Origin of the sequence: Arthrobacter sp. Soil782, assembly GCF_001428435.1 — a bacterium.
Classification (GTDB): domain Bacteria; phylum Actinomycetota; class Actinomycetes; order Actinomycetales; family Micrococcaceae; genus Arthrobacter_D; species Arthrobacter_D parietis.
In genome coordinates this window covers 224,236-249,129 of sequence record NZ_LMSO01000007.1, presented here as the reverse complement: position 1 = coordinate 249,129, position 24,894 = coordinate 224,236, and the positions used below count along the sequence as shown (strand labels likewise).

25 protein-coding genes and 1 riboswitch are annotated in these 24,894 nt (G+C 64.7%); of the genes, 5 read left to right on the top strand and 20 right to left on the bottom strand.

From position 1 onward, the window contains the following. Positions 1-68 precede the first annotated feature (68 nt). The 8 genes from lgt to hisI all read right to left on the bottom strand — a co-directional run bounded on the left by lgt (position 69) and on the right by hisI (position 7,218). Positions 69-1,124, bottom strand: coding sequence for a prolipoprotein diacylglyceryl transferase (lgt, locus tag ASH00_RS08725; protein WP_082566002.1), 1,056 nt, complete (start codon positions 1,122-1,124; stop codon positions 69-71). A 2-nt stretch (positions 1,125-1,126) separates the two neighbouring features. Continuing rightward, complete coding sequence (gene trpA, locus ASH00_RS08720) at positions 1,127-1,912, bottom strand: tryptophan synthase subunit alpha (protein ID WP_056547820.1); 786 nt, start codon at positions 1,910-1,912, stop codon at positions 1,127-1,129. Positions 1,913-1,923: 11 nt separating this feature from the next. Then, on the bottom strand, positions 1,924-3,243 hold the full coding sequence (gene trpB / locus ASH00_RS08715) for a tryptophan synthase subunit beta (protein WP_056547496.1): 1,320 nt from the start codon (positions 3,241-3,243) through the stop codon (positions 1,924-1,926). Between the two features lie 69 nt (positions 3,244-3,312). Continuing rightward, positions 3,313-4,113 (bottom strand): indole-3-glycerol phosphate synthase TrpC, encoded by an 801-nt coding sequence (gene trpC, locus ASH00_RS08710; RefSeq protein ID WP_056547495.1) that lies wholly within the window; start codon positions 4,111-4,113, stop codon positions 3,313-3,315. Beyond that, entirely contained in the window at positions 4,114-4,422 is a 309-nt protein-coding gene (locus ASH00_RS08705) for an HGxxPAAW family protein (RefSeq protein ID WP_056547493.1), read from the bottom strand. 123 nt (positions 4,423-4,545) lie between these two features. Beyond that, complete coding sequence (locus tag ASH00_RS08700) at positions 4,546-5,181, bottom strand: Trp biosynthesis-associated membrane protein (RefSeq protein WP_056547490.1); 636 nt, start codon at positions 5,179-5,181, stop codon at positions 4,546-4,548. Further along, positions 5,178-6,740, bottom strand: coding sequence for an anthranilate synthase component I (locus ASH00_RS08695; protein WP_056547487.1), 1,563 nt, complete (start codon positions 6,738-6,740; stop codon positions 5,178-5,180). Before ASH00_RS08695 ends, ASH00_RS08700 begins: the two co-directional genes overlap by 4 nt. Before the next feature lie 76 nt (positions 6,741-6,816). Further along, positions 6,817-7,218 carry a phosphoribosyl-AMP cyclohydrolase gene (hisI, locus tag ASH00_RS08690; protein WP_056547484.1) on the bottom strand — a complete coding sequence of 134 codons (402 nt, stop codon included), beginning with the start codon at positions 7,216-7,218 and terminating at the stop codon, positions 6,817-6,819. Positions 7,219-7,301: 83 nt separating this feature from the next. Between hisI and ASH00_RS08685 the strand changes: the two genes are divergently transcribed. Next, a complete protein-coding gene (locus ASH00_RS08685; RefSeq protein ID WP_056547481.1) occupies positions 7,302-7,946 on the top strand; it encodes a TIGR03085 family metal-binding protein in 645 nt (214 codons plus the stop codon). A gap of 39 nt (positions 7,947-7,985) precedes the next feature. Here the strand turns inward: ASH00_RS08685 and hisF are convergent, their stop codons facing one another. The 10 genes from hisF to aspS all read right to left on the bottom strand — a co-directional run bounded on the left by hisF (position 7,986) and on the right by aspS (position 16,343). Then, positions 7,986-8,756 (bottom strand): imidazole glycerol phosphate synthase subunit HisF, encoded by a 771-nt coding sequence (hisF, locus tag ASH00_RS08680; RefSeq protein WP_056547478.1) that lies wholly within the window; start codon positions 8,754-8,756, stop codon positions 7,986-7,988. A 15-nt stretch (positions 8,757-8,771) separates the two neighbouring features. After that, positions 8,772-9,614: an ATP phosphoribosyltransferase gene (hisG, locus tag ASH00_RS08675; RefSeq protein ID WP_056547474.1), complete on the bottom strand. Its 843-nt coding sequence runs from the start codon at positions 9,612-9,614 to the stop codon at positions 8,772-8,774. A gap of 95 nt (positions 9,615-9,709) precedes the next feature. Next, positions 9,710-9,973 (bottom strand): phosphoribosyl-ATP diphosphatase, encoded by a 264-nt coding sequence (locus ASH00_RS08670; protein WP_056547471.1) that lies wholly within the window; start codon positions 9,971-9,973, stop codon positions 9,710-9,712. Between the two features lie 87 nt (positions 9,974-10,060). Then, the gene (ribH, locus tag ASH00_RS08665) at positions 10,061-10,546 is read right to left on the bottom strand and encodes a 6,7-dimethyl-8-ribityllumazine synthase (protein WP_056547468.1); all 486 of its coding nucleotides are present in this window, start codon (positions 10,544-10,546) and stop codon (positions 10,061-10,063) included. 40 nt (positions 10,547-10,586) lie between these two features. Next, positions 10,587-11,234 (bottom strand): GTP cyclohydrolase II, encoded by a 648-nt coding sequence (ribA, locus tag ASH00_RS08660; protein WP_082566001.1) that lies wholly within the window; start codon positions 11,232-11,234, stop codon positions 10,587-10,589. Beyond that, the gene (gene ribB, locus ASH00_RS08655; protein WP_056547465.1) at positions 11,231-11,914 is read right to left on the bottom strand and encodes a 3,4-dihydroxy-2-butanone-4-phosphate synthase; all 684 of its coding nucleotides are present in this window, start codon (positions 11,912-11,914) and stop codon (positions 11,231-11,233) included. Before ribB ends, ribA begins: the two co-directional genes overlap by 4 nt. Then, positions 11,911-12,540: a riboflavin synthase gene (locus tag ASH00_RS08650; RefSeq protein ID WP_056547463.1), complete on the bottom strand. Its 630-nt coding sequence runs from the start codon at positions 12,538-12,540 to the stop codon at positions 11,911-11,913. Before ASH00_RS08650 ends, ribB begins: the two co-directional genes overlap by 4 nt. After that, positions 12,541-13,617, bottom strand: a complete 1,077-nt coding sequence (gene ribD / locus ASH00_RS08645) for a bifunctional diaminohydroxyphosphoribosylaminopyrimidine deaminase/5-amino-6-(5-phosphoribosylamino)uracil reductase RibD (protein WP_056547461.1) — start codon at positions 13,615-13,617, stop codon at positions 12,541-12,543. It lies immediately after the preceding gene. Further along, entirely contained in the window at positions 13,614-14,303 is a 690-nt protein-coding gene (pnuC, locus tag ASH00_RS08640; protein WP_056547459.1) for a nicotinamide riboside transporter PnuC, read from the bottom strand. Before pnuC ends, ribD begins: the two co-directional genes overlap by 4 nt. Before the next feature lie 104 nt (positions 14,304-14,407). Continuing rightward, positions 14,408-14,544, bottom strand: a riboswitch (FMN riboswitch). Positions 14,545-14,552: 8 nt separating this feature from the next. After that, a complete protein-coding gene (gene aspS, locus ASH00_RS08635) occupies positions 14,553-16,343 on the bottom strand; it encodes an aspartate--tRNA ligase (RefSeq protein ID WP_157359059.1) in 1,791 nt (596 codons plus the stop codon). Between the two features lie 124 nt (positions 16,344-16,467). Here aspS and ASH00_RS08630 point away from each other — a divergent pair, with 124 nt between their 5' ends. Then, complete coding sequence (locus tag ASH00_RS08630) at positions 16,468-17,700, top strand: APC family permease (RefSeq protein ID WP_056547453.1); 1,233 nt, start codon at positions 16,468-16,470, stop codon at positions 17,698-17,700. 27 nt (positions 17,701-17,727) lie between these two features. Here the strand turns inward: ASH00_RS08630 and hisS are convergent, their stop codons facing one another. Then, positions 17,728-19,062 carry a histidine--tRNA ligase gene (hisS, locus tag ASH00_RS08625; protein WP_056547450.1) on the bottom strand — a complete coding sequence of 445 codons (1,335 nt, stop codon included), beginning with the start codon at positions 19,060-19,062 and terminating at the stop codon, positions 17,728-17,730. Positions 19,063-19,268: 206 nt separating this feature from the next. Here hisS and ASH00_RS08620 point away from each other — a divergent pair, with 206 nt between their 5' ends. The 3 genes from ASH00_RS08620 to ASH00_RS08610 all read left to right on the top strand — a co-directional run bounded on the left by ASH00_RS08620 (position 19,269) and on the right by ASH00_RS08610 (position 22,340). Further along, complete coding sequence (locus ASH00_RS08620; protein WP_327019687.1) at positions 19,269-20,054, top strand: peptidylprolyl isomerase; 786 nt, start codon at positions 19,269-19,271, stop codon at positions 20,052-20,054. 51 nt (positions 20,055-20,105) lie between these two features. Next, complete coding sequence (locus ASH00_RS08615; RefSeq protein WP_056547449.1) at positions 20,106-21,605, top strand: DUF349 domain-containing protein; 1,500 nt, start codon at positions 20,106-20,108, stop codon at positions 21,603-21,605. A gap of 99 nt (positions 21,606-21,704) precedes the next feature. Then, positions 21,705-22,340 (top strand): hypothetical protein, encoded by a 636-nt coding sequence (locus ASH00_RS08610; RefSeq protein WP_157359058.1) that lies wholly within the window; start codon positions 21,705-21,707, stop codon positions 22,338-22,340. Here the strand turns inward: ASH00_RS08610 and ASH00_RS08605 are convergent. Beyond that, complete coding sequence (locus ASH00_RS08605; protein WP_056547813.1) at positions 22,337-24,655, bottom strand: RelA/SpoT family protein; 2,319 nt, start codon at positions 24,653-24,655, stop codon at positions 22,337-22,339. The two genes, ASH00_RS08610 and ASH00_RS08605, sit on opposite strands and share 4 nt — an antisense overlap. Positions 24,656-24,894: the final 239 nt, after the last annotated feature.

Below are 24,894 nucleotides of genomic sequence, written 5' to 3'. Positions count from 1 at the left end.
CTGGTATACCGAGCAGAGCCACGACGCTGTGACAGTGTCTTGAGCTAGGGCGGTGGCCCAGCTGGACGCTAGTTTCGGGGATCTGATTCCCGGGGTTCCTCGGGGGCAAGTCCAGCGGAGGCAGGCGTACCCGAGGCGTCTTTTATTTCTGGAAGATTAGCACGCCCCGGCTCTGTCCCAGCCGATGTGTCCGAACTCTGGACGTCTGTGCCCGATCCGTTATCTGCCGCTGCGTGCTCGGTCTCGTCGTTGTCCGTGCCGACTGGAGCGCGTCCGGGCAGGTGGACGGAGTGCTCGGTTACGCCCCGCTGCTTCACTGACAGGTACGCGAAAATGGCGAGCGAGACGATCAGCACTAGTACGCTCGTCCACACGTTCAGACGCTGGGTCACCCCGAGAATGGTGATCATTTCGGCGTCGTCGATCCGCAGGGCTTCAATCCAGACCCGGCCCGCCGTGTAATAGGCGGCGTACAGCCAGAACATGCGCCCGCCGCGCAGCTTGAATTTGCGGTCCAGGAGCAGCAGGAGTGCAACGCCTGCCAGGTTCCAGAGCGATTCATACAGGAAGGTGGGGTGGAACAGCGTTCCCGGATCCGCACCCGCGGGGAAGTTGGGGTTGTCGGCGTCGATCTCGAGTCCCCACGGCAGATCGGTTGGCGCACCGAACAGTTCCTGGTTGAACCAGTTACCCCAACGGCCGATTGCCTGCGCGAGCAGGACTCCGGGCGCAGCAGCGTCCGCAAAGGCCGCGAGTCTGACGCCGGCGCGGCGGCAGCCTATCCAGGCTCCGACCGCTCCGAGGGCAACGGCACCCCAGATTCCCAGGCCGCCTTCCCAGATCCGGGGTATGCGCGAGAGATCTCCGTCAGGCCCGAAATACGCGTCCGGTGAGGAAAAGACGTGGTAGAGGCGCCCGCCGATCAGCCCGAAAGGAACAGCCCAGATGGCAACATCCCAGACGACGTCGGGGTTGCCGCCGTAGCGCTTCCAACGGGCCGAGGTGAGTAGCAGCGCAACGATGATGCCGGTGAGGATGCAGAGCGCGTACGCATGGATAGTGGCTGGACCGATCGAGAAGCTGGCCCATTCTGCGGGCGGGCTGGGGATGCTGGCGGGGATCATGGTCAGCCCTTTCCGGTTCCGGTGCTCAGGTCTTTCGCCAGTGCGGCCACGGAGGGAACGCCGCCATCACGCAGGGCTGCAACGAGGGCGGTGCCGACAATCACCCCGTCCGCATAAGCCCCGATCTCCCGGACATGTTCAGCAGTGGACACTCCGAGTCCCACACAGGCCCGCTCAGCACCGGCTTGGTGGGCCGCTGCAACAACCTCGCGCGCAGCCGAGCTGACCGAGGAACGGGCGCCTGTAATGCCCATGATGGACACGGCGTAGACAAATCCCCGCGTTGAATCGACCGTGGACTGCATGCGTTCAGGAGAGCTTGAGGGAGCGACCAGGAACACGCGGTCGAGCCCGAACTCTTCCGAGACAGCCATCCACTCGGCTGCCTCGTCCGGAACGAGGTCAGGCGTGATGAGTCCGGCTCCTCCGGCTGCGGCCAGGCGGCCGGCGAACTCACGGACTCCCATGCGCATGACGGGGTTCCAGTAGGTCATAACGAGGACTGCCGCATCTGTTCGTCTGGTGATTCCCTCGACAACGTCGAAGATCTGACGCACGGTGAAGCCGTTCTGCAGCGCCTCGACAGTCGCCTGCTGAATGACTGCACCGTCCATCACGGGGTCCGAGTAGGGAATCCCGATCTCGATCAGATCCACGCCGTTTTCCGCGAGTGCGACTGCGGCGTCAATTGTGGTCTGCACGTCGGGGAACCCGGCCGGAAGGTAGCCGATGAGGGCTGTGCGTCCCTCAGCACGGGCACGCTCGATTGCGGCGGCTGACTTGCTCATGGTTCCGGTGCTCACAGTTGTTCGCCTTCCGCGCCGATCTCGGCTTCCGCGCTGTCCTCGGGCAACAGGTCAAACCATTCCGCGGCTGTGGCCACATCCTTGTCGCCACGGCCGGAGAGGTTCACGATGATGATCTTCTCCCGCGGATCCCCACCTTCCGCAGCCAGGCGCTGGCCCACTTTCAGTGTCCCCGCCAGCGCATGCGCGGACTCGATGGCGGGGATGATGCCCTCGGTGCGGCACAGCAGGCGGAAGGCTTCCATGGCTTCAGCGTCTGTGATCGGTTCATAACTGGCTCTGCCGATGTCTGCAAGGAACGCGTGCTCCGGGCCGACTCCCGGGTAGTCCAGGCCGGCGGAGATGGAGTGCGACTCGACGGTTTGCCCATCGTCATCCTGCATCAGGTACGAGCGCGCACCATGAAGGACGCCCGGCCGTCCGAGCGTGATTGTGGCAGCATGGCGTCCGGTGTCAACGCCGTCCCCGCCTGCCTCAAATCCGTAGAGGGCAACTTCGCGATCATCGAGGAAGCCGTGGAAAATTCCGATGGCATTGGAGCCGCCGCCGATGCAGGCACAGACGGCATCCGGCAAGCGGCCCGCAAGATCGAGGATCTGCTCGCGTGCTTCTTCTCCGATCACCTCATGGAAATAGCGCACCATTGCCGGGAAGGGGTGGGCGCCGGCAGCCGTTCCGAGGAGGTAGTGCGTAGTCTGCACGTTGGCCACCCAATCACGCAGTGCGTCGTTGATGGCGTCTTTCAGCGTCTGCGATCCGTTGGTGACGGGAATGACTTCCGCTCCCAGAAGCTGCATGCGTGCGACGTTAAGCGCCTGCCTCCGGCAGTCCTCCGCACCCATATAGACAACACATTCGAGGCCGAGCAGGGCGGCGGCGGTGGCGCTGGCCACTCCATGCTGGCCGGCACCCGTTTCAGCGATCACGCGGGTCTTTCCCATCCGCTTGGCCAGCAGGGCCTGACCCAACACGTTGTTGATCTTGTGCGATCCGGTGTGGTTGAGGTCCTCACGCTTGAGGAATACCCGTACGCCGCCCGCGTGCTCTGCAAAACGGTGCGCTTCCGTCAGCAGGGACGGCCTGCCGGAGTAGGACCGGTTGAGTTCGGCTACCTGGGCCAGGAAGTCCGGATCAGCTTTGGCCTTGTCGAAGGTATCTTCCAGTTCATCCAGGGCGGCGATCAGCGACTCGGGCATCCAGCGTCCGCCGTACGCGCCGAAGTACGGGCCCTGCGCATGGCGCAGCGATCCCCCGGCGAGAAACGCTTCTGCGGCGCCGTCAGTTGCAGCCTGCGGCTGTGGGGTTTCAGTCATGAACCTGTCGTCCTGTCGTGATGGGGTGCGGCCGTCCGCGCTGGCGGGAACTGCCTCAGTGATGCAATCTCAGTGGCGCAATGCCGCGCCTGCGCGGGTGAACTCGTCAACCGTGGCCTCCGGGTTGGAGTGGCTGACCAGCGCCTCGCCGACGAGCACCGCACGCGCGCCCTGCGCTACATAGCTTTCGACGTCGGAGATGTCCCGGACGCCTGATTCGGCAACTACAACCGCACCGGAAGGAATGAGCCCGGCAAGTTCCGGGAAGACGGAGCGGTCAATATCCAGCGTTTTGAGGTTGCGCACATTCACGCCGATGATGCGGGCACCGACGGCCACCGCGCGTTGCACTTCCTCAGCGGTATGCGTTTCGACGAGAGCGTGCATGCCTAGCTGTTCGGTGAGTTCGAGGAAGGAGGCGAGCGTGGCGTCGTCGAGCGCTGCAACGATCAGCAGGATCAGATCCGCGCCATGCGCGCGTGCTTCCCAGATCTGGTACTCGTCCACCGTGAAATCCTTGCGCAGGATCGGCAGGTTCACGACCGCACGGACGGCGTCGAGATCTGCCAGCGATCCGCCGAAGCGCCGCTCCTCGGTAAGGACACTGATCACCGAGGCGCCGCCTCGCTCATAGGCCGCAGCCAGCTCAGCTGGATCCCGGATTGCTGACAGTTCGCCTTTGGACGGACTCTTCCGCTTCACCTCGGCGATGACGCTGACACCCTCGGCCTGCGAAGCCAGCGCGGCATACGCGTTCCGAGGCGCAGATGCCTGCTCGGCGAGGATACGAACCTCTTCAAGCGGAAGAAGAATCTTGCGTGCATCGAGATCCTCCCGGACCCCGAGGATGATGTCGTCGAGAACGCTCACTTAGTGCCCGGTGTTCTTGAGCCTGTGGCCGCCGACCCCGAACCCTGCCTTCTTGAGGATGATTCCGAGCGCGAGGCCGATCACCATAATGAGGATGCCGATCCAGAACAGGATGGTTCCGGCATCCAGGTTGCCCTCGGTGCTTGCGAAGATGTAGGCGAACGCGGACAGTGCCGCGCCGGCAAGCATCACGAAGACACAGGTCCACGCCGCCGGGCTGTTGCCGTGTCCGATGGTCTCATCATGGACGGAGGAATGCTCAGCCATCGGGGTTTGGTTGGAACGGGTCTCGGGCGCGGTCTTAGCCATGGCGTATCTCCTTGTGCTGTGGTCTGGTGTCCATTCTGCCATTGATTCAGCAGGCCGTTGATTCAGCAAGCCGTTGATTCAGCACGGCACTGATTCAGGGCCGCGCTGAATACTCGAGGGCACTCAGCCTGTCGGATCCTCACCCCGGCTGAGGCTGTCCCAGCTGTCTATCTCGTCAGCATTGGTGTCCGCCTTCGCCTGCGGGTTCCGGGTGGGCGAGGAATCCTGCCGGTTTTCGTAGCGACGGGCCGTTTGCCAGCCGCGGCCGGCGATGAGCAGCCAGACAGCACAGAGCACCAGCAACAGCCCCGCCACGGCGGCCAGCCACGGCATGGCGGTGGCCGTGACGGATGCGCCGTCCTGGCTGGTGACGCCGAGAGATTCTCCGATTGCGGGTGCCGCGGCGCTCCCTGGATCGGTGGCGACAGCCAAGCTGCTGAGGGCAATGCCGGCGCCGGCAACGGTCAGAATGACAGCGATGATCCACCGCGCGATGCGGCCGGCAATCGATGCTGCCAGCGCCGCGGCCAGACCCACCAGCGCGAATGCGGTCACAGCTGTGGCTGCATCTGAGCCTGCCACTTCAATGGAAGGGGTTTGCACCCCGGATTGCGGCAGGGCCACCGACAACCAGGTCTGGGTGGTACTGCCGAAGGCGGCCAGTGCCGAGGCGACCGTCGCGAGGACGAGAAAGCCCCTGCGACGCAGGGCGGGTGTGCGGGAGACGGCAGGAGCGCCTGACTGGGAGGACGCGCTCACGGAGAGCCCGCCCCCGTACCGGTTACCGGATGAAGGCTCGCGGCGATCAGCGCGGCGCGCAGCGGAGCTGCGGCCTTGTTAACCGTTTCCTGTGCCTCGGCCTCCAGGCTGGAATCGGCAACAATCCCACCGCCGGCCTGAACATAGGCGCGGTTGTCGCGCAGCAGTGCTGAGCGGATGGCGATGGCCATGTCCATGTCACCGGCGAAATCGAAGTAGCCCACAACTCCCCCATAGATGCCCCGCTTGTGCGGTTCAAGTTCATCAAGCAGCCGGAGCGCGCGCGGTTTGGGCGCTCCGGACAGGGTCCCGGCCGGAAAAGTCGCTGCGAGCACGTCATAGGCGGACCGCTCCGGGGCCAGTTCCCCGACGACGGTGGACACCAGGTGCATAATGTGGCTGAACCGCTCTACCTCCATGAACTGAGTGACGTCCACTGTTCCCGGCCGGCATACCTTCGAGATGTCATTGCGTGCCAGGTCCACCAGCATGAGATGTTCCGCACGCTCCTTCTCGTCAGCGAGGAGTTCCTCCGCGAGGGCACGGTCCTGTTCGGCTGTCCTACCGCGCGGCCGGGACCCGGCGATGGGGTGGGTGATGACTTCTGAGCCGTTGACGGTGACGAGCGCTTCGGGTGAAGAGCCTACGATCGAATACGGCCGTCCAGTTGGATCCTCAAGGCTGAACAGGTACATATACGGGCTGGGGTTGGTGGTCCGCAGCACCCGGTAGACATCCAGCGCTGACGCATCGCAGTCCAGTTCAAACCGGCGCGAGATGACAACCTGGAATACCTCGCCGTCCACGATGGCTTCCTTGCCGCGCTCGATCGCCGCCAGGTACCGGTCGCGATCCCAGCGTTCACGCACGCGGGACATCAGCGCTGCACTGTCGGTTGCGCCGCCGGCCAAAATTGACACCGGCTGATCCGAGGCGGAGGCGAGTCGCTGCAGCATGCCGCGGAGGCGTGCAACGGCGTCGTGCCAGGCTTCGTCAACGCGGTCCGGGGAATTGTCATAGTTGATGGCATTGGCCACCAGCGTCACCTTGCCGCCTGCATTGTCGTGAATGGCCATGTCGGTGACGAGGTTCATGGCCAGTTCGGGCAGATCGAGGTCGTCTTCGGGCGGAGAGGTGAGCCGTTCCCAGTGACGGACCGATTCCCAGCCGATGAAGCCGACCATACCGGAGGTGAAGGGCGGAAGTCCGTCGAAGCGTGCGGTCTGGAGTTCCTCGACGGTGCGCCGGAGTGCTTCGACCGGATTGCCATCCACAGGAACTCCCGCGGGGGGCTCGCCAAGCCAGCAGGCCTCACCACCCCTGGTGGTGAGAGTTGCCCGCGAATTCACGCCGATGAACGAGTACCGCGACCACACTCCGCCCTCAGCAGCGGATTCCATGAGGAACGTACCGGGGTGGCCATCTGCCAGTTTGCGGTAGATCCCGATCGGCGTGTGCGCGTCGTCAAGCACCATCAGGCGGACAGGAATCACCCGCCGGTCCCGGGCAAGGGCGCGGAACTCCTCCAGGCCTGGGCTGATTACTCCGAGCTCGTCCATGTCATGCGCTTCCTGAATCTCGCGTCCATCCGCAACGGCGGGCGGACTGTTGGTCTCCTGATGCAAACGGTATGGCTCACGCGGAGCCGACGACGGCGGCAAGCTCCCTACCGTCGAAACAGGTCCGCGTGCCGGTGTGACACGCCGCGCCGACCTGGTGCACCCGCACCAGCAGGGCATCGCCGTCGCAGTCCAGCGAAACCGACTTCACATACTGGACGTGGCCGGAAGTGTCGCCCTTGCGCCAGTATTCCTGCCGCGACCGCGAGTAGAAGGTGACGCGGCCGCTGGTCAGGGTTCGCCGCAGCGCTTCTTCATCCATCCAGCCCAGCATCAGGACATCCCCGGTGTCGTGTTCCTGGACGACGGCCGCAACGAGACCGGAAGCGTCTTTCTTGAGTGCGTGGGCCACCGCGGGATCGAGCCCGGGTGTTTCACCGGCGACGGAAGGAGGATCGGGTTCGGGGTGTTGTGACATCGCAACTGATTCTAGTCGTGTCGCAAGGGACAAGCGCCCACCGGCGGGCATGGGGAGCGTCCATCATGCTATTTTCAACAGTGATGCATTTCGTTGATCCTTCCCGTGAAGTCCTCGCCGAAACCCTCATCGCGGCCGGGCCTCACTCCCCCACGCTCTGCGACGGGTGGCAAACGAAGGAACTCGCCGCCCACCTGTACCTGCGCGGGCACAGACCCAGCGTCGGCATCGGGGCCCTCATCAAGCCGCTGTCCGTTGTTTCGGAAAAGGCCACCCGCACACTAGCGGCGAAATCCGCCTCAACGCCGGCTTACGAAGCCCTTGTCAACGACTTCCGCAAGGGGCATCCGTTTTACTCACCCATGCGAGTGCGGTCGATTGACACCAGCACCAACCTGATCGAGTACTTCGTGCATACCGAGGACGTCCGGCGGGCAACCAGCAGGTGGGCGCCGCGCGCGCTGGACGAGGAGTACTCGAACGCGCTGTGGGACGAGCTGATCAAGCGCGCCGCGATCCTGTACCGCGGCGTGGATCTTGGCATTGTGCTGGTTCGGCCGGACGGTCCCAGGCACGTAGCGAAACGAGCCCCCGTCTCGGTGGCCATTGTGGGCGAACCCGGGGAACTGCTCATGCATGCTCACGGCCGCACACGCCATGCACTGGTCACTTTCGAAGGACAACCTGACGCCGTGGCGCTCCTTGAGAGCGCCGAGGTTGGGCTCTAGGGAAGCCAGGCCCTGGCCAACCAACCCCCGGGTTGGGTTCTAACGAACCGGAAAGCCTGCGTCCCGGATAGCCCGCTTCACCTCGGCGATCGCGTCAACTGGACCGAAGTGGAACACCGATGCCGCCAATACCGCATCGGCGCCCGCTGCAACGGCCGGTGGAAAATGATCCGGCCTACCCGCTCCCCCGGAGGCGATCAGGGGCACGTTCACTGCCGCCCGCACAGCCCGGATCATCTCAAGATCGAAGCCTTCGCGGGTGCCGTCAGCATCGATGGAGTTCAGCAGGATCTCGCCGACGCCGCGCTCAGCTGCTTCCCGTGCCCAGGCGACCGCGTCGATCCCGGTCCCGTTGCGGCCGCCGTGCGTGGTCACTTCGAAGCCTGAGTGAGCCGCCGGATTGTCCGTCCGGCGCGCATCCAGGCTGAGTACCAGGACCTGCGAGCCGAAATGGGACGTGATCTCATCGATGACCTGCGGGCGGGCGACCGCTGCGGTATTGATGGATGCTTTGTCGGCGCCCGCGCGCAGCAGCCGGTCGACGTCGGAAATCTCCCGGACGCCGCCGCCCACCGTCAGTGGGATGAACACTTCCTCAGCAGTCTTTGCAACCACGTCGAAAGTGGTGGCGCGGTTGCCGGAGGACGCGGTGACGTCAAGGAATGTCAGTTCGTCGGCTCCCGCGCGGTCATAACGGTGTGCCAGTTCCACCGGGTCCCCGGCGTCGCGGAGATCTTCGAAATTGATTCCCTTGACCACGCGTCCGGCGTCGACATCAAGGCAGGGTATGACGCGGATGGCCACGCTCATGAACGGTCTCCGCCCCTAGATCCGGCACGCGTGGATAGTGCTCACCAGGATGGCGCGCGCGCCGAGGTCGTAGAGCTCATCCATGATCCGGTTGGTGCTGTGGCGCTTAACCATGGACCGGACGGCAACCCAGTCGGAATCACGCAGCGGCGAGACAGTGGGCGATTCAAGACCCGGAGTCAGCGCCGCGGCCTGATCCACCAGTTCCTTGCGGATGTCGTAATCGAGCAGCACATACTGGCGCGCGACAAGCACCCCCTGCAGCCTACGGATCAGGATGTCCAACCCGACAGGCGCTGCGCCCTTGCGCCCGATGAGGACTGCCTCGCTTTTCAGGATGGGCTCGCCGAAGATCTCCATGCCGGCGGCCTTCAGGGTGTTTCCCGTTTCGACGACATCCGCGATCGCGTCTGCGACGCCGAGGCGCACTGACGATTCCACAGCGCCGTCAAGCCGTACAACCGTGGCGCTGACGCCCTGCTCAGCCAGGAAGTCGCGCAGGAGCCCGTCATAACTGGTGGCCAGGCGCCGCCCCTCAAGTTCGGCCACGGAGCTGAAGTTCCCGACCGGGCCGGCGAAGCGGAACGTCGACGCACCAAAGCCCAAAGGCAGAAGCTCTTCTGCTTCCACCTGGGCGTCAAGGAAGAGATCGCGGCCGGTGATTCCGACGTCGAGGGTTCCGGAACCGACATAGACGGCTATGTCCCGCGGCCGGAGGAAGAAGAATTCAATCTCGTTCTCGGGGTCCACCATCACCAGTTCACGGGTGTCGCGACGCTGGCGGTAGCCCGCCTCGCTGAGCATTGCGGAGGCGGATTCGGACAGGGATCCCTTGTTGGGGACTGCAACTCGAAGCATGGGGTTCCTTTGGGAAGGAGGGTTCTGCGGGGGACGTTGCCTGGAAAGCAGGCTCTGGGCCGCGCGCGAGTTCTGCGAAGATTGTCGCCGCGCGGCTACAGATGCTTGTAAACGTCTTCCAGCGTGAGTCCCTTGGCGATCATCATGACCTGGAGGTGGTACAGCAGCTGGGAAATTTCCTCTGCAGCAGCTTCATTCGACTCATACTCGGCGGCCATCCACACTTCGGCGGCCTCCTCGACTACCTTCTTGCCGATGCCGTGCACGCCTGACTCCAGTTCGGCCGCGGTGCGTGACCCCGACGGACGGGCGGCAGCTTTCTCGCTCAGCTCGGCGAAGAGGGTGTCGAAGGATTTCACTCTGTCTAGGTTACTGGGTTCCATGAGATACGCCGTATCGTGGCCGTTCTGTGTGACGAAGCTCCCGACGCGAGGCCTCCCTGAGGTTCATGTGCCCCACGGGCCCAGTACAGCAGCAGTTGCCAATGCTGCGGCGGTGGCTTCATATCCCTTGTCCTCGCTCGATCCGGCGAGCCCGGCGCGGTCCAGGCCCTGCTCTTCGGTATCGCAGGTCAACACGCCGAAGCCCACAGGCACACCCGTGCGCACGCTGACTTCGGTGAGTCCCGAGGTCGCAGCCTGGCATACGTAGTCGAAGTGCGGTGTGCCGCCGCGGATGACTACACCGAGAGCGACGACGGCGTCATAGTGGTCCGCCAGCCTCGCCGCTGCGACCGGCAGCTCAAAACTGCCCGGTACGCGAATCACCACGGGTTCGATGCCGGCATCCGCGGCGGCCCGGCGGGCGCCGTCAAGGAGCCCGTCCATGATGGCGGTGTGCCAACTGGCGGCAATGACGGCGAGCCGGACGGGCTCCTGCTGTTGGTGCGCAATGCTGGTGACGTCGATGGTGGGGGCGCCGTGTCCGGCCATGGTTCTCCTTGGGATGGGGGTGGATTGGCGGAAGGAACTGTCAGCTCTGCTGAACGATCTTTTCCTGGGGACGCTGGTGGAACCGCTCCTCCAGATGGGACAACTGGTGGTTGAGGCGGTCCCGCTTCGTCTCGAGGTACTGCTGATTTTCCAGTCGCGATGGAATCTCGGAAGGCACCATCGACACCACGGTGATGCCGTACCGCTCAAGGTGTTCCCGCTTGACGGGATTGTTGCTCAGCAGGCGGATCGCCGTAACGCCCAAAGCGGTGAGGATCCCTGCGGCAGCCTGATAATCACGCGCATCGACCGGAAGACCAAGCTGCTCGTTTGCCTCGACCGTGTCGGCGCCGTTCTCCTGCAGCGCATACGCGCGCAGCTTGTTGGCAAGGCCGATCCCGCGACCTTCCTGGCCCCGCAGATAGACAACCGACCCGCCTTGTTCCTGAACCAGCCCGAGCGCCTGCTCAAGCTGCTCACCGCAGTCACAGCGGTAGGAGCCGAACACATCGCCGGTGAGGCACTCCGAGTGTATCCGGACCAGCGGGGCACCGTCAGCGATGTCCGTGCCGGGCGCGGACATTGTCAGGTGCTCCACGCCGGAGGCCGCATCCGTCCAGGCCTGCGCGGTGAACGGTCCGTACGCCGTCGGAATAGTGACTACGGGACCGCCGGTAACCGCGCTCATTCAGCGGCTCCCGTGTCGCCTGCGGCAAGGTACTCCACCAGGTCCTCGATCGAAATCAGCGGCGCCTGGAAGCGGGTAGCGAACTCGCGCAGCGCCGGCAGGCGCATCATGCCGCCGTCGTCGTGCGTGACTTCCGCAATAACGGCGGCCGGCTCCACACCGGCCAGCCGGCACAGGTCAATTGCAGCTTCGGTGTGACCGCGCCGCTCCCGCACCCCGCCCTCCACCGCACGCAGCGGGAACATGTGACCCGGCCGCGTGAGGTCAGAGGGAACCGCTGACGGCGTCGCCAGCGTCCTGGCGGTCAATGCCCTGTCCGCGGCGCTGATACCGGTGCTCACGCCGACGGCGGCGTCGCAGGACACGGTGTAGGCCGTCTGCTTGGCGTCCTGGTTGTTGATCACCATGGCGGGCAACTCCAACCGGTCCGCGGTTCTCCCGGTCACCGGAACGCACAGCACGCCTGAGGTGTACCGGATGGTCCAGGCGGTCAGTTCCGTTGTGGCGAACTGGGCAGCGAAGATGATGTCGCCCTCGTTTTCCCGGTTGGCGTCGTCAACAACGACGACGGCGCGGCCCGCCGCCATTGCGGCAACGGCCGTGTCCACCGGGTCAAGCACAATCTCAAGCACCGCACTGCTCTGCGTGTCCGGGGCACCGCCCGCGCCGCTGCGAATCATGCCCGGTCCTCCTTTCCCGTGAACGCGAGCAGCCGCTCAGCGTATTTGGCCAGGACATCCATCTCCAGGTTCACAGGATCCCCGACGTTCTTGGCCCCCAGGCCCGTCTCGGTGAGGGTTGTGGGGATCAGGCCGACCTCGAACCAGGGCTCGGGTGTTCCGGCGTTGCTCACGGCCGTCACTGTCAGCGAGACGCCGTCCACGGCGACGGACCCCTTTTCAGCGGCATAACGGTCCAGAGGGACGGGCAAGCTGAAACGCAAGCGCTCCCAATCGCCGAGATTCTCACGCTCGAGGAGCGTACCGACGCCGTCGACGTGACCCTGCACGACGTGGCCGTCCAAACGGCCGTTCGCCGGTACGCAGCGCTCGAGGTTGACCCTGCGGCCCTCGGTCAGGCTCCCGATTGTCGTACGCCTCAGCGTCTCCCCCATCACGTCCACGCTGATTCGGCCTTCGTCGATGACGGTCGCGGTCAGGCATACCCCGTCCACAGCGATGGAGCCGCCGGGCTCGAGCCCGGCTCCTGTGGAACCGGCCTCAAATACAAGCACAGCGCTGCTGCCGTCCGGGGAGCTGCGGAGGGAAGTGACGGCGCCCTGCCCGGAAACAATTCCTGTGAACACTTAAAGGCCTTTCGTGATGGGCGCCGGAGGCGGCGCAATGGGTTTGAGGTGCAGCCGCACGTCGTCGCCGAGCTGCGTGAGAGCCGCGGCCCCGTCCGGATCCAGACGCCACACATGGGCGTCAGTGAGCGTTGCCACACCGAGCCGTTGGAAGGCGGGCACCCCGGCGCCGAGGAGCATCGGCGCGACATAGACGAAAAGTTCATCGGCAAGATCAGCCATGAGGAAGACTCCGACCAGTTGCGGGCCGCCCTCCACGAGAACGTGCCGAACGCCCCGGCTGAACAATTCAGTCAGCGCGGCCAGCGGATCATGGGTTTTCAGGTGCACAAACCCGCTTCCACGCACGGCGGCGTCCCCGGGGATGCCCCGTAGCCCGACGGCAACCCGCAGCGGCTGGCGGTCGGCGTCGGATCCGTCCAGGGCCCGCGCGGTGAGGCGGGGATTGTCGGCAAGGACGGTGCCGGTGCCCACCAGGACGGCGTCGACGCGGGTACGGATAGTGTGCCCGTCTGCGCGCGCGTGCGGGCCGGTGATCCACTGGCTTGAGCCGTCCGCTGCCGCGGATTGTGCATCCAGGCTCTGCGCCACTTTGACTGTCACGAAGGGGCGCCGGGCCTGCACGGCAACGAGCCAACGGCGGTTCAGCTCAGTTGCGGCATCTTCGAGGAGCCCGCCCGCCACATCGATTCCGTGGTTGGCGAGCCGCGCGGCACCGCCGGCGGCATCAGGAGTGGGATCGGCGGCCGCGTAGACAACGCGCGTGATGCCTGCTTCCATGATCGCCTCGGTACAGGGACCTGTGCGACCGGTGTGGCTACAGGGCTCCAGCGTCACCACCATGGTGCAACCGGCGGGATCCACCCCCTGCAGGGCCGCATTCTTCAGCGCGGCTGCTTCCGCGTGGTCAGTGCCGGCGCCCAGGTGGAAACCGGTGGCAACCATTGCGCCGTCCTTATCCAGAACAACAGCGCCCACCAGAGGATTGGCGCCGCGAACGCCCTGGCCGGCGAGCAGGAGCGCGTGCTCCATGGCCATCATTTCGGGTGCCGTGAAGCTGGCGGATCCGGTTGTCATGGCAGGCTCGGCTCAGGACTGGGTGCGTGATCAACCGGATGCGCGGCGGCCTGCCGCTGCGCCCGGGTCCACACAACAAAGCCCACGAGGGTGAAGATCCCGTAAAACAGGTACATAAAAGCTGAAGCGTAGTAGCCGGCGCTGAACAGGAGCGGGACGCCAACGACGTCGACTGCCACCCAGATGAGCCAGAATTCCACCCAGCCCTTGGCCATTCCGAACGTGGCCAGCAGAGATCCGACGAAGGTCCAGGCGTCCGCCCAGACCGGCTCGTACGAACCGAGCGCCCGGAAGAGCGGAGTCACGGCCACAGTGCCGAGGACCAGGGCGGCAACGAGCCCCAGGCGTGTACGGTTTGTTGCCCAACGCGGGGTAATTGCCGCGCCGGCATCCGATTGTGCCTGCCGCCACCGGCGCCATCCGTAGACTGCGACAGCGATGAACATGACCTGGCGGGCAGCCTGTCCGAGGAGATTCGCCGTGGAAGCTTCACCGAACACCGAACCGAGAAAGACGGTGAGCAGGAGCAGGTTACCGGCGATGCCGACAGGCCAGGCCCAGACCTTGCGGCGCATTCCCCCGAGCGCGCTCAGGAGACCGAAGACATTGCCGAGCGCTTCCCGAAGCAGCAATGGACTGCCGCCGATGAAAAGTTGGGCTTCGAAGAGCCACCTCAGTAGATCCATACTGTTCCCTTTAGAACTCGCGATGACGGCTCCGGGGAACGACAGGCAGGGCCGGCGCTGCCGACGGCGCATGAAGCACCGACGACAGAGCACAGCCAAAGCTGCACGTGCTTCTCCCATCCAGACTTTAACTGTCGGTGCCGGAATTTCACCGGCTCAACCGTTTGCTGCCCCAGGGGGCTGCGCGCGGGTCGCGGACTATAACCGCCGGTTCGGAATTACACCGACCCCGGAGCACGTTGTACGAACTTATTCTTTCACATTTTTGGGCGCGTCGGACTTTCCTGCCGGCTTTGCGTCCACGCCTGCTTCCTTCCGCTGTTGAGGCGTGATCGGTGCAGGAGCAGCCGTGAGCGGGTCATAGCCGCCGCCGGATTTCGGGAAGGCGATGACGTCGCGGATGGAGTCGCTGCCGGCAAGCAGTGCGACAACCCGGTCCCAACCGAACGCGATGCCGCCGTGGGGCGGTGCGCCGTACTTGAAACCCTCCAGCAGGAAGCCGAACTTCTCCTCGGCGTCCTCGGGGCTGATTCCCATAACAGCGAAGACCCGTTGCTGAACATCCCGCTGGTGGATACGGATCGAGCCGCCGCCAATCTCATTGCCGTTGCAGACAATGTCGTAGGCATACGCGAGGGCACTGCCCGGATCGATGTCGAAGGAGTCCAGGTATTCCGGCTTCGGTGAGGTGAAGGCGTGGTGAACCGCCGTCCACGCACCGGTTCCCACCGCGACGTCGCCCGCTGCAACGGCGTCCGACGCCGGCTCGAACATGGGCGCATCAACGACCCACACGAACGCCCACGCCGCCGGATCGATCAGCCCGGTGCGGTGGCCGATCTCCACCCGTGCAGCACCAAGCAAGGCACGCGAGGAGGACTTCTCACCGGCAGCAAAGAAGATGCAGTCCCCCGGCTTCGCACCGACAATGCCGGCCAGCCCATCCCGCTCGGCGTCCGTCAGGTTCTTGGCGACGGGACCTCGGAGGCTGCCGTCGTCGTCGATGAGGACGTACGCAAGCCCCTTCGCTCCGCGCTGCTTGGCCCATTCCTGCCAGGCATCCAGCTGACGGCGCGGCTGGGAGGCTCCGCCGGGCATGACGACGGCGCCCACATACGCAGCCTTGAACACGCCGAATCCGGTGTCCTTGAAGTACTCGGTCAGCTCGGTCAGCTCGAGACCGAACCGAAGGTCCGGCTTGTCAGAGCCGTAACGCGCCATGGCATCGGCGTAGGTCATGCGCTGGATCGGAGTGGGGATCTCGACGTCGATCAGCTTCCACAGCGCCGTCACGAGCTCCTCGCCGAGCGCGATGATGTCATCCTGCTCGACGAAGCTCGCCTCAATGTCCAGCTGAGTGAACTCGGGCTGCCGGTCGGCACGGAAGTCCTCGTCGCGGTAGCAGCGGGCAATCTGGTAGTACTTCTCGAATCCGCCCACCTGGAGAAGTTGCTTGAACAGCTGTGGTGACTGCGGCAGTGCGTACCAGGACCCTGGCGCCAGACGGGCCGGAACCAGGAAGTCACGGGCGCCCTCAGGCGTCGAACGGGTGAGGGTGGGTGTCTCAATCTCCACATAGCCGTCTGTGTGCAGAAGCTCGCGGGCCACCCGGTTCGCCTCGGAGCGCAGGCGGAGGTTGGCGTTCGGCGTTGGGCGGCGGAGGTCCAGGTAACGGTGCTTCAGACGCGCCTCCTCGCCCACCTCGACATGCTCGTCGATCTGGAACGGCAGCGGGTCCGAGGTGTTGAGAATTGTCACCTTCTCGGCGATGACCTCGATCTCACCGGTTGCAAGCGCCGGGTTCTCGTTACCCTCGGGGCGCTGCTCGACGGTGCCGATGATCTGCAGCACGTACTCATTGCGCAGGCCATGGAAGACGTCCTCCTCGCGCACCACTACCTGGGCGACGCCGGATGCGTCACGAAGATCGAGGAATGCCACGCCGCCGTGATCACGCCGACGGGCCACCCATCCGGCGAGAGTGACGGTCTGTCCAATGTGCCCGGTCCGTAGTGAACCCAGGTCATGTGTGCGCAGCACAGCATTCCTTCCGGTGGAATTAAATCCAGGTCTGTGAATCGTGGTTGAATCTCAGTGTTCGAGTTTACCGCCGGATGAGATGCATTCCCGGCCACACTTATCACCGGACGGGGACCATCGCTAAATGCCGCAGGCATTGAACAGACAACTCGGCGGGTTCGACGCCACCACCGTCGGCATCGGATCCATCATTGGAGCCGGTGTTTTCGTTGTCTTCTCCCCGGCAGCCGCAACCGCCGGCTCCCTGCTGCCGCTCGCAGTCGGCCTGGCCGCCGTCGTTGCCTATGCCAACGCCGCAGCATCCGCCCAGCTGGCGACCGTGCATCCGGTGAGCGGCGGTACCTATACCTACGGGCGGCGCCAGCTCGGCGAATGGCCGGGCTTCCTGGCCGGTTGGAGTTTCATCACCGGCAAACTTGCCTCCTGCGCGGCGATGGCACTCACCTTTGGGCTGTACGCGGCCCCGGGCTTTGAGAAGGCTGCAGGGGTGGCAGCTGTGGCGGCCCTGACGTCCGTCAATCTGTTAGGCATCACGCGCACCGCGCTGTTGACGCGGATCATCGTTGCGCTGGTGGTGCCTGTCCTCGCCTTCGTCATTGTTGTGGCCTTTGCCCAGCCTGCCGACGCCCCCGGCGCCGTGCCGGTTGGACCCACCGGAGTCCTGCAGGCGGCCGGGCTCATGTTCTTCGCGTTCGCCGGCTATGCACGTATTGCCACGATGGGCGAGGAGGTCCGCGAGCCCGCGCGCAACATTCCGCGGGCTATCTTCGGCGCACTCGGTTTCACTCTGGCTCTGTACCTCCTGCTCGCGTTCGGCCTGCTTCGCGCGGTGGGGCCGGACGCCCTCAGTGACTCGCAGGCGCCCCTCACCGAAGTGTTTCCGCCCAACGGGTCCTTGCCTGTGCTGGCAGTGGCGATTGCGGCGGCACTGGCGAGTCTCGGCGCCCTGCTCGCGCTGATCAGCGGGATCGCCCGCACAACCCTGGCTATGGCGCGCGAGGGTGATCTGCCGCGGGTTTTCGGCGCGGTGTCAGCACGCCGTGCCACACCGTTCGCAGCGGAGTTGGCGACCGCCGTCGTCGTCATTGCACTGCTGCTGGGAACCGATGTCCTGACGGTGGTGGGCTTCTCCAGCTTCGGTGTGCTGCTCTACTACGCGGTGGCGAACCTCTCCGCGCTCACCCTGACTTCGCGTCCCTGGTACGCTCCGCGGGCGCTGAATGTGCTCGGCCTGACGGGATGCCTGGTGCTCGCGTTCACGCTTCCGGTGCGGTCGGTCCTGACCATGACCGTCATTCTGCTGGTGGGGCTGCTTGGCCGCGCCGCTATGCTCCTCGTACAACGACGACGGCGCTGACGGCGGCACTACAGGCAGCGCGCCGGCTCAGCCCTGAGGCAGCACGGCCGGCCAGCGGTCCTCAACGGGAGGGGTCCACGACGAGGGATCAGCGGCGCTCTGCTCCCCTGAGCGGATGTCCTTGACCTCGTGGGTGCCGTCCTCCGAGGTGAACCAGACGAAGGGAATGCCCCGGCGGTCCGCGAACTTGATCTGCTTGCCGAACTTCTCGGCCGTTGCCGCAACCTCCACGGGAATGCCGCGACCGCGCAACGCAGCGGCAACATCTTGAGCGGCGGACCAGGAGTCGTCATTTGCGAGGGTGACCAGGACCGCCGTCGGAACCTGGCGGGAGGCAGCTGCGAAGTCCTGGCTCAGAATGCGCGTCACTAGGCGCGTAACACCGATGGAAAGCCCGACGCCGGGGAAGGTCCGGTTGCCCTTGCTCGCCAGCGCATCGTAGCGGCCGCCGGAGCAGATGGAGCCGAGTGCCTCATGACCCACCAGCACCGTCTCGTAGACCGTGCCGGTGTAGTAGTCGAGACCGCGCGCGATGCTCAGATCGGCGATCACCTTCCCCGGTGCGCGTTTCGATGCCTCGGCGATGACCTGCTCGAGTTCGGCAAGTCCTTCCTCGAGCAGCGGGTCTTCAACGCCAAGGGCGCGCACCCGGTCAACGAAGGAGGTGCCTTCCGTGCGGATCCCGGCGAGGCTGAGGGCGGCTTCCGCCTGCTCGGCCGTGGCGCCCAGCTCGGTTTTCAGCAGCTCCGCCACTTTCGCGGGGCCGATCTTCTCCAGCTTGTCGATGCTGCGCAGCACCCCGGGAGTGTCCGTCAGACCGATTCCCCGGTAGAAGCCTTCAGCCAGTTTCCTGTTGTTGATGCGCAGCTGGAAGGCGGGAATCGGCAGGGCGCTGAGCGCCTCGGCTATCACGAGGGCAAGCTCGATGTCGTAGCGGAACGGGAGTGCGCCGTCGCCGACCACATCGATATCCGCCTGGGTGAACTCCCGCGCCCGTCCCTCCTGGGGACGCTCCCCCCGCCAGACCTTCTGGATCTGGTAGCGGCGGAACGGGAAGGCAAGGTAGCCGGCGTTTTCAACCACATACCGTGCAAAGGGAACAGTCAGGTCAAAGTGCAGCGCCAGCGAGTCATCACCGGCGGCGCCGGTGTCCTCATCCTGGAGGCGCGATACTGCGTAGACTTCCTTGTCGATCTCCCCCTTGCGCAGCAACTGGCCCACTGTTTCAACCGCGCGGGTTTCGACGCTGGAGAATCCGTGAAGCTCGAACGTCCGTCGCAGGGTGTCCAGAACGTGCAGCTCCACCAGACGTTCCTGGGGCAGCCATTCGGGAAATCCGGACAACGAGGACTTTCGTGCCATACGGCAACTCTCCTTGGGAAATGACGCTGGTGTCCCCAACCGGGCGGTTCGGGATGCTGGGGAAACCGAGAGGTAAGCGGTCAGCTATGCCTACACTGTCTGCGGCATTCATTTTAGTGGTTCGTGCCGGACCGGACTAACCGGACCGGGAGAGCCTGGGTAAAAGTGGGCAGCACCCGAAACAACCGTCGGACACAGGAGGTCGCGTGGCCGTTGATCGTCGCGGACGCGAAATGCGCCGTCATATCAGTCAGATCGAGGCCCGGCGGGAGCTTGAGCGCGCTCAGGAGAAACGGCGGCGGAAAGACAGCACGACCGCGGGGATAGCAGCCGCAGCGGTCCTCGCCATTGCTTTCGCCCTGCAGGTGTTCTGGTTCAGCTCGAATCCCACGGCCGCGCAGATGGACCTTCTTGACGAGGCACCCGGTGTTGTGGAGACCGCGCCGGCGGAGCCGACGGCGAACAGCTCGAACATTCCGGACCCGTCGAGTGCAGCGGGGAAAGTGTTCACGGGGACCCTTGCCACCAGCGTCGGCGACATCGGTGTCCAGCTGGACGGAAGCAAGGCCCCTCAGGCGGTAGCCGTCTTCACCTCGCTCGCCCAGGAGGGGTTCTTCGAAGGCAAGACGTGCCACCGGTTGACTACGGCGGAGACCTTGGGCGTGCTGCAGTGCGGGTCCCTCAACGGCGATGGTGCGGGTGATCCGAACTACCAGTGGGGTCCGGTGGAGAACACTCCTGAAGACGGCGTCTACCCTGCCGGCACCATTGCCGTGGCCCGCGGTGCTGCGACGGACAGCAATGGGACACAGTTCTTCATTGTCTACAGCGATTCCCGGATTCCACAGAACACCGGCGGATACACCATCATGGGTTCGGTGACCTCCGGTCTGGACCTTGTCCGGCAGGTTGCCGAGGCCGGAGTGGAAGGCGGCGGCGAGGACGGAGCCCCGGCAACGCCTGTGACGATAGACTCATTAACCTTGCAGTAATCAACGGGACACGGCCATGTGGGTCGTCCATCGAGCGAAAGACTTTTAGCGGTGACAAACAGTCAGCAATCCGACGAAATGCCTGAAACCGAAGCGACCGGGATCGAGCAACCTGAGGCTGCAGCAGAACCTTCTGCTACTGAGCAGCCCACGGCGCCGGCTCCTGAGCAACCGGCCGCGCCGGTGCCGGGAGCCGCAAACGCTGCGCGTCCCCGTCCCACCCCTGCCGCGATGGCACCGCGGCCCAACGGTCCCGCCGCGCCCGCCGTCGTCGCTGCTCCCCCGATTCACAGCACGCCGCTGGCGGAGGCAGAGAATTTCGCCCGTGTGGAGGAAGACGGTCATGTCTTCCTGCTCGTGGACGGCGAGGAGTTCCCCGTAGGCCAGTACCCGGATGCCCCGCGCGAGGAAGCGCTGGGCTACTTCGTGCGCAAGTACGACGACGTCGCCGGCCAGGTCACACTGCTGGAGCAGCGGGTCCACGCAAAAGCACCCACCACGGACATGCGGAAGACCGCCGCCCATCTTGCCGAGCAGGTCTCCGAGCGGAAGATGGTCGGCGATGTCCGTGCCCTGGAGGCCCGGCTTGAAGCACTGGTCAACCTCGTCACCGAGCTTGAGTCCGCGGAGAAGGCCGAGCAGGACGCCGCCCGCGCCCGCGAACGGGAAGCACGGGAGGCGATCGTTGCCGAGGCCGAGGAGATCGCCGGCCGCGATCCGTCCACCGTGCAGTGGAAGGCCAGCAGCAACCGGATGAACGAATTGTTTGAGCAGTGGAAAGCTGCCCAGAAGTCAGGGCTTCGGCTCGGGCGGGGCACCGAGGACGCACTGTGGAAGCGGTTCCGCTCGGCGCGCACTATCTTCGACCGTCACCGCAGGGCGTACTTCTCGCAGCTCGACAATGACAACGCAGAGGCAAAACAGGCAAAGGAAGCACTGATCCGCCGCGCCGAGGAGCTTTCCGCCTCGACCGACTGGGGTCACACTGCAGCCGAGTACCGGCAGCTCATGGACGAGTGGAAAGGTTCAAAGCGGGCGAGTCGCAAGGACGACGACGCCCTCTGGACCCGTTTCCGGGCTGCACAAGACGTGTTCTTCGCTGCCCGCAAAGCTGCAAACGAGGCCATTGATGAGGAATACGGTTCAAACCTCGTGGTAAAGGAAGCCCTCATCGCGGAAGCGCGTCAGCTTCTGCCAGTCAAGGACGCCACCGCGGCCCGGAAGGCACTGCAGTCCATTCGGGACCGCTGGGAGGAAGCCGGAAAGGTTCCCCGGGCGGACATGGGGCGCGTCGAAGCGCGCCTGCGTGAAGTGGAAGATGCAGTGCAGGCCGCGGAGCAGGAGCACTGGCAGCGCACCAACCCGGAGACCAAGGCACGCACCAACAGCGCGCTCAGCCAGCTCGAGAGCACCATCGCGTCCCTCGAGGAAGACCTGGCAGCAGCGGAGAAGAACGGGGATACCCGCCGGATCTCCGAGGCACGTGAGGCGCTCGAGGCGCGCAGGCAGTGGCTGGACATGCTGCAGAAATCGGCGCAAGACTTCTCGTAGGCACGTACGGCCCTCCAGGCATGAAGTCCCGGTCCACCGTTATCCACAGCGGGTAGGCCGGGACTTTCCCTTTTCCTGCCGGTTGGAGAAGCTTGAGGCATGCCATATTCGCAAGGACCTCCTGTGCAGGGCCGCGGGCTTGCCCATCGGGACCTTGCCATCAACTCCACGGGCGGAGTGCTGTTCCACGGCGGAAGCCTGTTCAGTTCCGTCGAGTTGCAGGCCATGCGGATGGACGGCTTGATGGCGCATGTCTGCGGGGAGTCCTACGTGCGCACAGATCAGCCGTCAACTCCGGCGATTCGCGCCCAGTCAGCCATCAACACGGTTCCGCGCTCTCTCCACGCGCGGGTTGCGCTCGCCCGCCAGAGCGCGGCCTGGGTGTACGGCTGCTCCCCTGCTCCAAGTGTCGTCAGTCTGGTCACCGATCATCGCCGGCGCACAACGGCGCTTCCCGCCTTCTGTGATGCGGTGATGCATCAGGTAACCCTGGGGCCCTGCGATCTTTCCACAATCGGCGGTGTGCCAGTGACCTCTCCATTGCGGACTGCGCTCGACGTCGCAATTCACGGTCAGGATTCCTGGGCTGTTGAGACGCTCAAGAGCATTGCCGCAGCACCTGGACTGCGCTGCCCGCTGCACTTGGTGATCCTCTCGCTGGAGAGTTCCGTGCGGGTGCCCGGAAAAGCACGTGCGTTGAGTCGCTTGCGCGAGGCCCTGCGTGTCAGCCGCTAGATGCGCCGCTGGGATCCGGTGGTTCGGTAAACGTCAAACACGCCGTCAATCCTTCTCACCGCGCTGAGGATGTGGCTCAGGTACTTGGGATCGCCCATCTCGAAAGCGAACCGCGACATAGCCACCCGGTCGGTCGACGTGTTCACGCTCGCTGCCAGGATGTTCACATGGTTCTCGGACAACACCCTGGTCACATCCGAGAGAAGGCTCTTGCGGTCCAACGCCTCTACCTGAATCTCCACCAGGAACACACTGGACTGCGTGGGAGCCCATTCCACGTCCACGATCCGGCCCGGTTGGTCCCGCAGCTCCTGGACGTTCCGGCAGTCGTTACGGTGCACCGAGACCCCAGACCCCCGCGTGACGAACCCGACGATCGGATCGGGAGGGACCGGTGTGCAGCAGCGGGCCAGCTTGACCCAGACGTCACCCACACCGCGCACGGTGACGCCTGAATCCGAGAACTTGGGGCGCCGCGGCTGCGTTGCGACCGTCGCCTCAGCGATGTCTTCCTCAGCGCCGGCATGGCCGCCCATTTGGGTGACAAGGTGCTCGATGACGTTCTGGGCCGAGGAATGTCCGTCTCCAACGGCGGCGTAGAGCGCTGAAATGTCCGCATGCCGCAGTTCCTGGGCCACCGCCAGCAGGGCGTCGTGCGTCATCATGCGCTGCAGGGGAAGATTTTGCTTCCGCATAGTGCGCGTCAGCTGGTCCTTGCCCTTCTCAATCGCTTCTTCGCGGCGTTCCTTGGTGAACCACTGACGGATCTTGTTCCGCGCCCGAGGACTCTTGACGAATCCCTGCCAGTCCTGGCTTGGCCCGGCTCCCTCCGCCTTCGATGTGAAGATTTCCACCCAGTCGCCGTGGTTCAGCTCGCTGTTGAGCGGCACAAGCTTGCCGTTGACCCGCGCTCCAATGGTGCGATGGCCAACTTCGGTATGCACTGCGTAGGCGAAGTCGACCGGAGTGGAGCCGGCGGGCAATGCCATGACCTCGCCCTTGGGCGTGAACACGAATACTTCTCGGGCGTTGATTTCAAACCGCAGCGAGTCAAGGAATTCGTCCGGGTCGGACGTCTCCTGCTGCCAGTCCACGAGGCTGCGAAGCCACCCCATATCACTGTTGTCCGGAACACCGTTGGTGCCGGCCCCGCCCTGATTCTTGTATTTCCAGTGCGCTGCCACACCGTACTCGGCACGCCGGTGCATGTCGTGTGTGCGGATCTGGATCTCAACCGGACGGCCGCCGGGGCCGATCACCGTCGTGTGCAGCGACTGGTACATGTTGAACTTGGGCATCGCGATGTAGTCCTTGAACCTGCCCGGGAGCGGGTTCCACCTCGCATGCAGTTGCCCAAGGGTTGCATAGCAGTCGCGCACCGAGTCAACAAGGACGCGTACACCCATCAGGTCGTGGATGTCGTCGAAGTCCTTACCCCGCACGATCATCTTCTGGTAGATCGAGTAGTAGTGCTTAGGGCGTCCTGTGATGGTGGACTTGATCTTCACCGAGCGCAGGTCCTCGCCGATCTGGTCCCGGACGAGGTTCAGGTGCTTTTCGCGCTCCGGGGTGCGGTCCCCCACCATCCGCACGATCTCCTCGTAGACCTTGGGATGCAGCGCCGCGAAGGAGAGATCCTCAAGTTCCCACTTAATGGTGTTCATGCCCAGGCGGTGCGCGAGGGGTGCGAAGATCTCGAGAGTTTCCCGTGCTTTTCGAGCGGAGGATTCGGGTGATACGAAGCGCCACGTCCGCGCGTTGTGCAGCCTGTCAGCCAGCTTGATCACGAGGACCCGGATGTCCTTGGCCATAGCGACAACCATCTTGCGGACGGTCTCCGCTTGGGCTGCGTCGCCGAAGGACACCTTGTCCAGCTTGGTGACTCCGTCAACGAGCATTGCCACTTCCTGGCCGAAGTCACGCCGGATGTCATCAAGGGTGCAACTGGTGTCCTCGACGGTGTCATGCAGGAGAGCGGCGGCAAGGGTTGTCCCGGTCATGCCGAGCTCAGCGAGAATGGTGGCTACCGCAACCGGGTGGGTGATGTAAGGATCACCACTTTTGCGCTTCTGACCCTCGTGACTGCGCTCAGCCACTTCATACGCCCGCTTGATGAACTCGAGATCCTCTTTCGGATTGTTCGCGCGGACGGTGCGCAACAGCGGTTCGAGGACCGGAGAATAATCTGTGGTTCCCCGTCCGGCAAGGCGTGCGAGGCGGGCACGGGTTCGTTCCCTGCGGCCAGGCGCGACGGACCCTTCAGTAGGAACCGGGGACCCGGATCCGGTCGCGGGGCGCTCCGGCGCCGGAGCCACCGTACGGGTTGATTGTGTACGTGCTTCGGTGCCCGGACCTGTGGACGGTCCGGTTCCGGACGGGCGTCCGGGACTACTGGCTTCAGCCACCCATTACCCCACTTCCGTTGGACTTCCGTCATCCCCACCGCGGACGGGTAAGGCTACAACATCCCACACTCACGGCTGCCTCTCCAAGTTTATCCGCCGTCCGCGGCATCCCGTGCACGTTTTGCCGTCCGCGTAGAGATCAGTGCCGC

Coding starts and splice junctions, on each gene's coding strand:
- trpA (WP_056547820.1), bottom strand. CDS start 1,912: ATGAGCAAGTCAGCCGCCGCAATCGAGCGTGCCCGTGCTGAGGGACGC.
- hisS (WP_056547450.1), bottom strand. CDS start 19,062: ATGGCACGAAAGTCCTCGTTGTCCGGATTTCCCGAATGGCTGCCCCAG.
- ASH00_RS08695 (WP_056547487.1), bottom strand. CDS start 6,740: ATGGACGAGCTCGGAGTAATCAGCCCAGGCCTGGAGGAGTTCCGCGCC.
- ribH (WP_056547468.1), bottom strand. CDS start 10,546: ATGGCCGGACACGGCGCCCCCACCATCGACGTCACCAGCATTGCGCAC.
- hisG (WP_056547474.1), bottom strand. CDS start 9,614: ATGCTTCGAGTTGCAGTCCCCAACAAGGGATCCCTGTCCGAATCCGCC.
- pnuC (WP_056547459.1), bottom strand. CDS start 14,303: ATGGATCTACTGAGGTGGCTCTTCGAAGCCCAACTTTTCATCGGCGGC.
- ASH00_RS08685 (WP_056547481.1), top strand. CDS start 7,302: ATGCATTTCGTTGATCCTTCCCGTGAAGTCCTCGCCGAAACCCTCATC.
- lgt (WP_082566002.1), bottom strand. CDS start 1,124: ATGATCCCCGCCAGCATCCCCAGCCCGCCCGCAGAATGGGCCAGCTTC.
- ASH00_RS08630 (WP_056547453.1), top strand. CDS start 16,468: ATGCCGCAGGCATTGAACAGACAACTCGGCGGGTTCGACGCCACCACC.
- ribA (WP_082566001.1), bottom strand. CDS start 11,234: ATGAGCGCGGTTACCGGCGGTCCCGTAGTCACTATTCCGACGGCGTAC.
- ASH00_RS08610 (WP_157359058.1), top strand. CDS start 21,705: ATGCCATATTCGCAAGGACCTCCTGTGCAGGGCCGCGGGCTTGCCCAT.
- ribD (WP_056547461.1), bottom strand. CDS start 13,617: ATGACAACCGGATCCGCCAGCTTCACGGCACCCGAAATGATGGCCATG.
- trpB (WP_056547496.1), bottom strand. CDS start 3,243: ATGACTGAAACCCCACAGCCGCAGGCTGCAACTGACGGCGCCGCAGAA.
- ASH00_RS08705 (WP_056547493.1), bottom strand. CDS start 4,422: ATGGCTAAGACCGCGCCCGAGACCCGTTCCAACCAAACCCCGATGGCT.
- ribB (WP_056547465.1), bottom strand. CDS start 11,914: ATGATTCGCAGCGGCGCGGGCGGTGCCCCGGACACGCAGAGCAGTGCG.
- hisF (WP_056547478.1), bottom strand. CDS start 8,756: ATGAGCGTGGCCATCCGCGTCATACCCTGCCTTGATGTCGACGCCGGA.
- hisI (WP_056547484.1), bottom strand. CDS start 7,218: ATGTCACAACACCCCGAACCCGATCCTCCTTCCGTCGCCGGTGAAACA.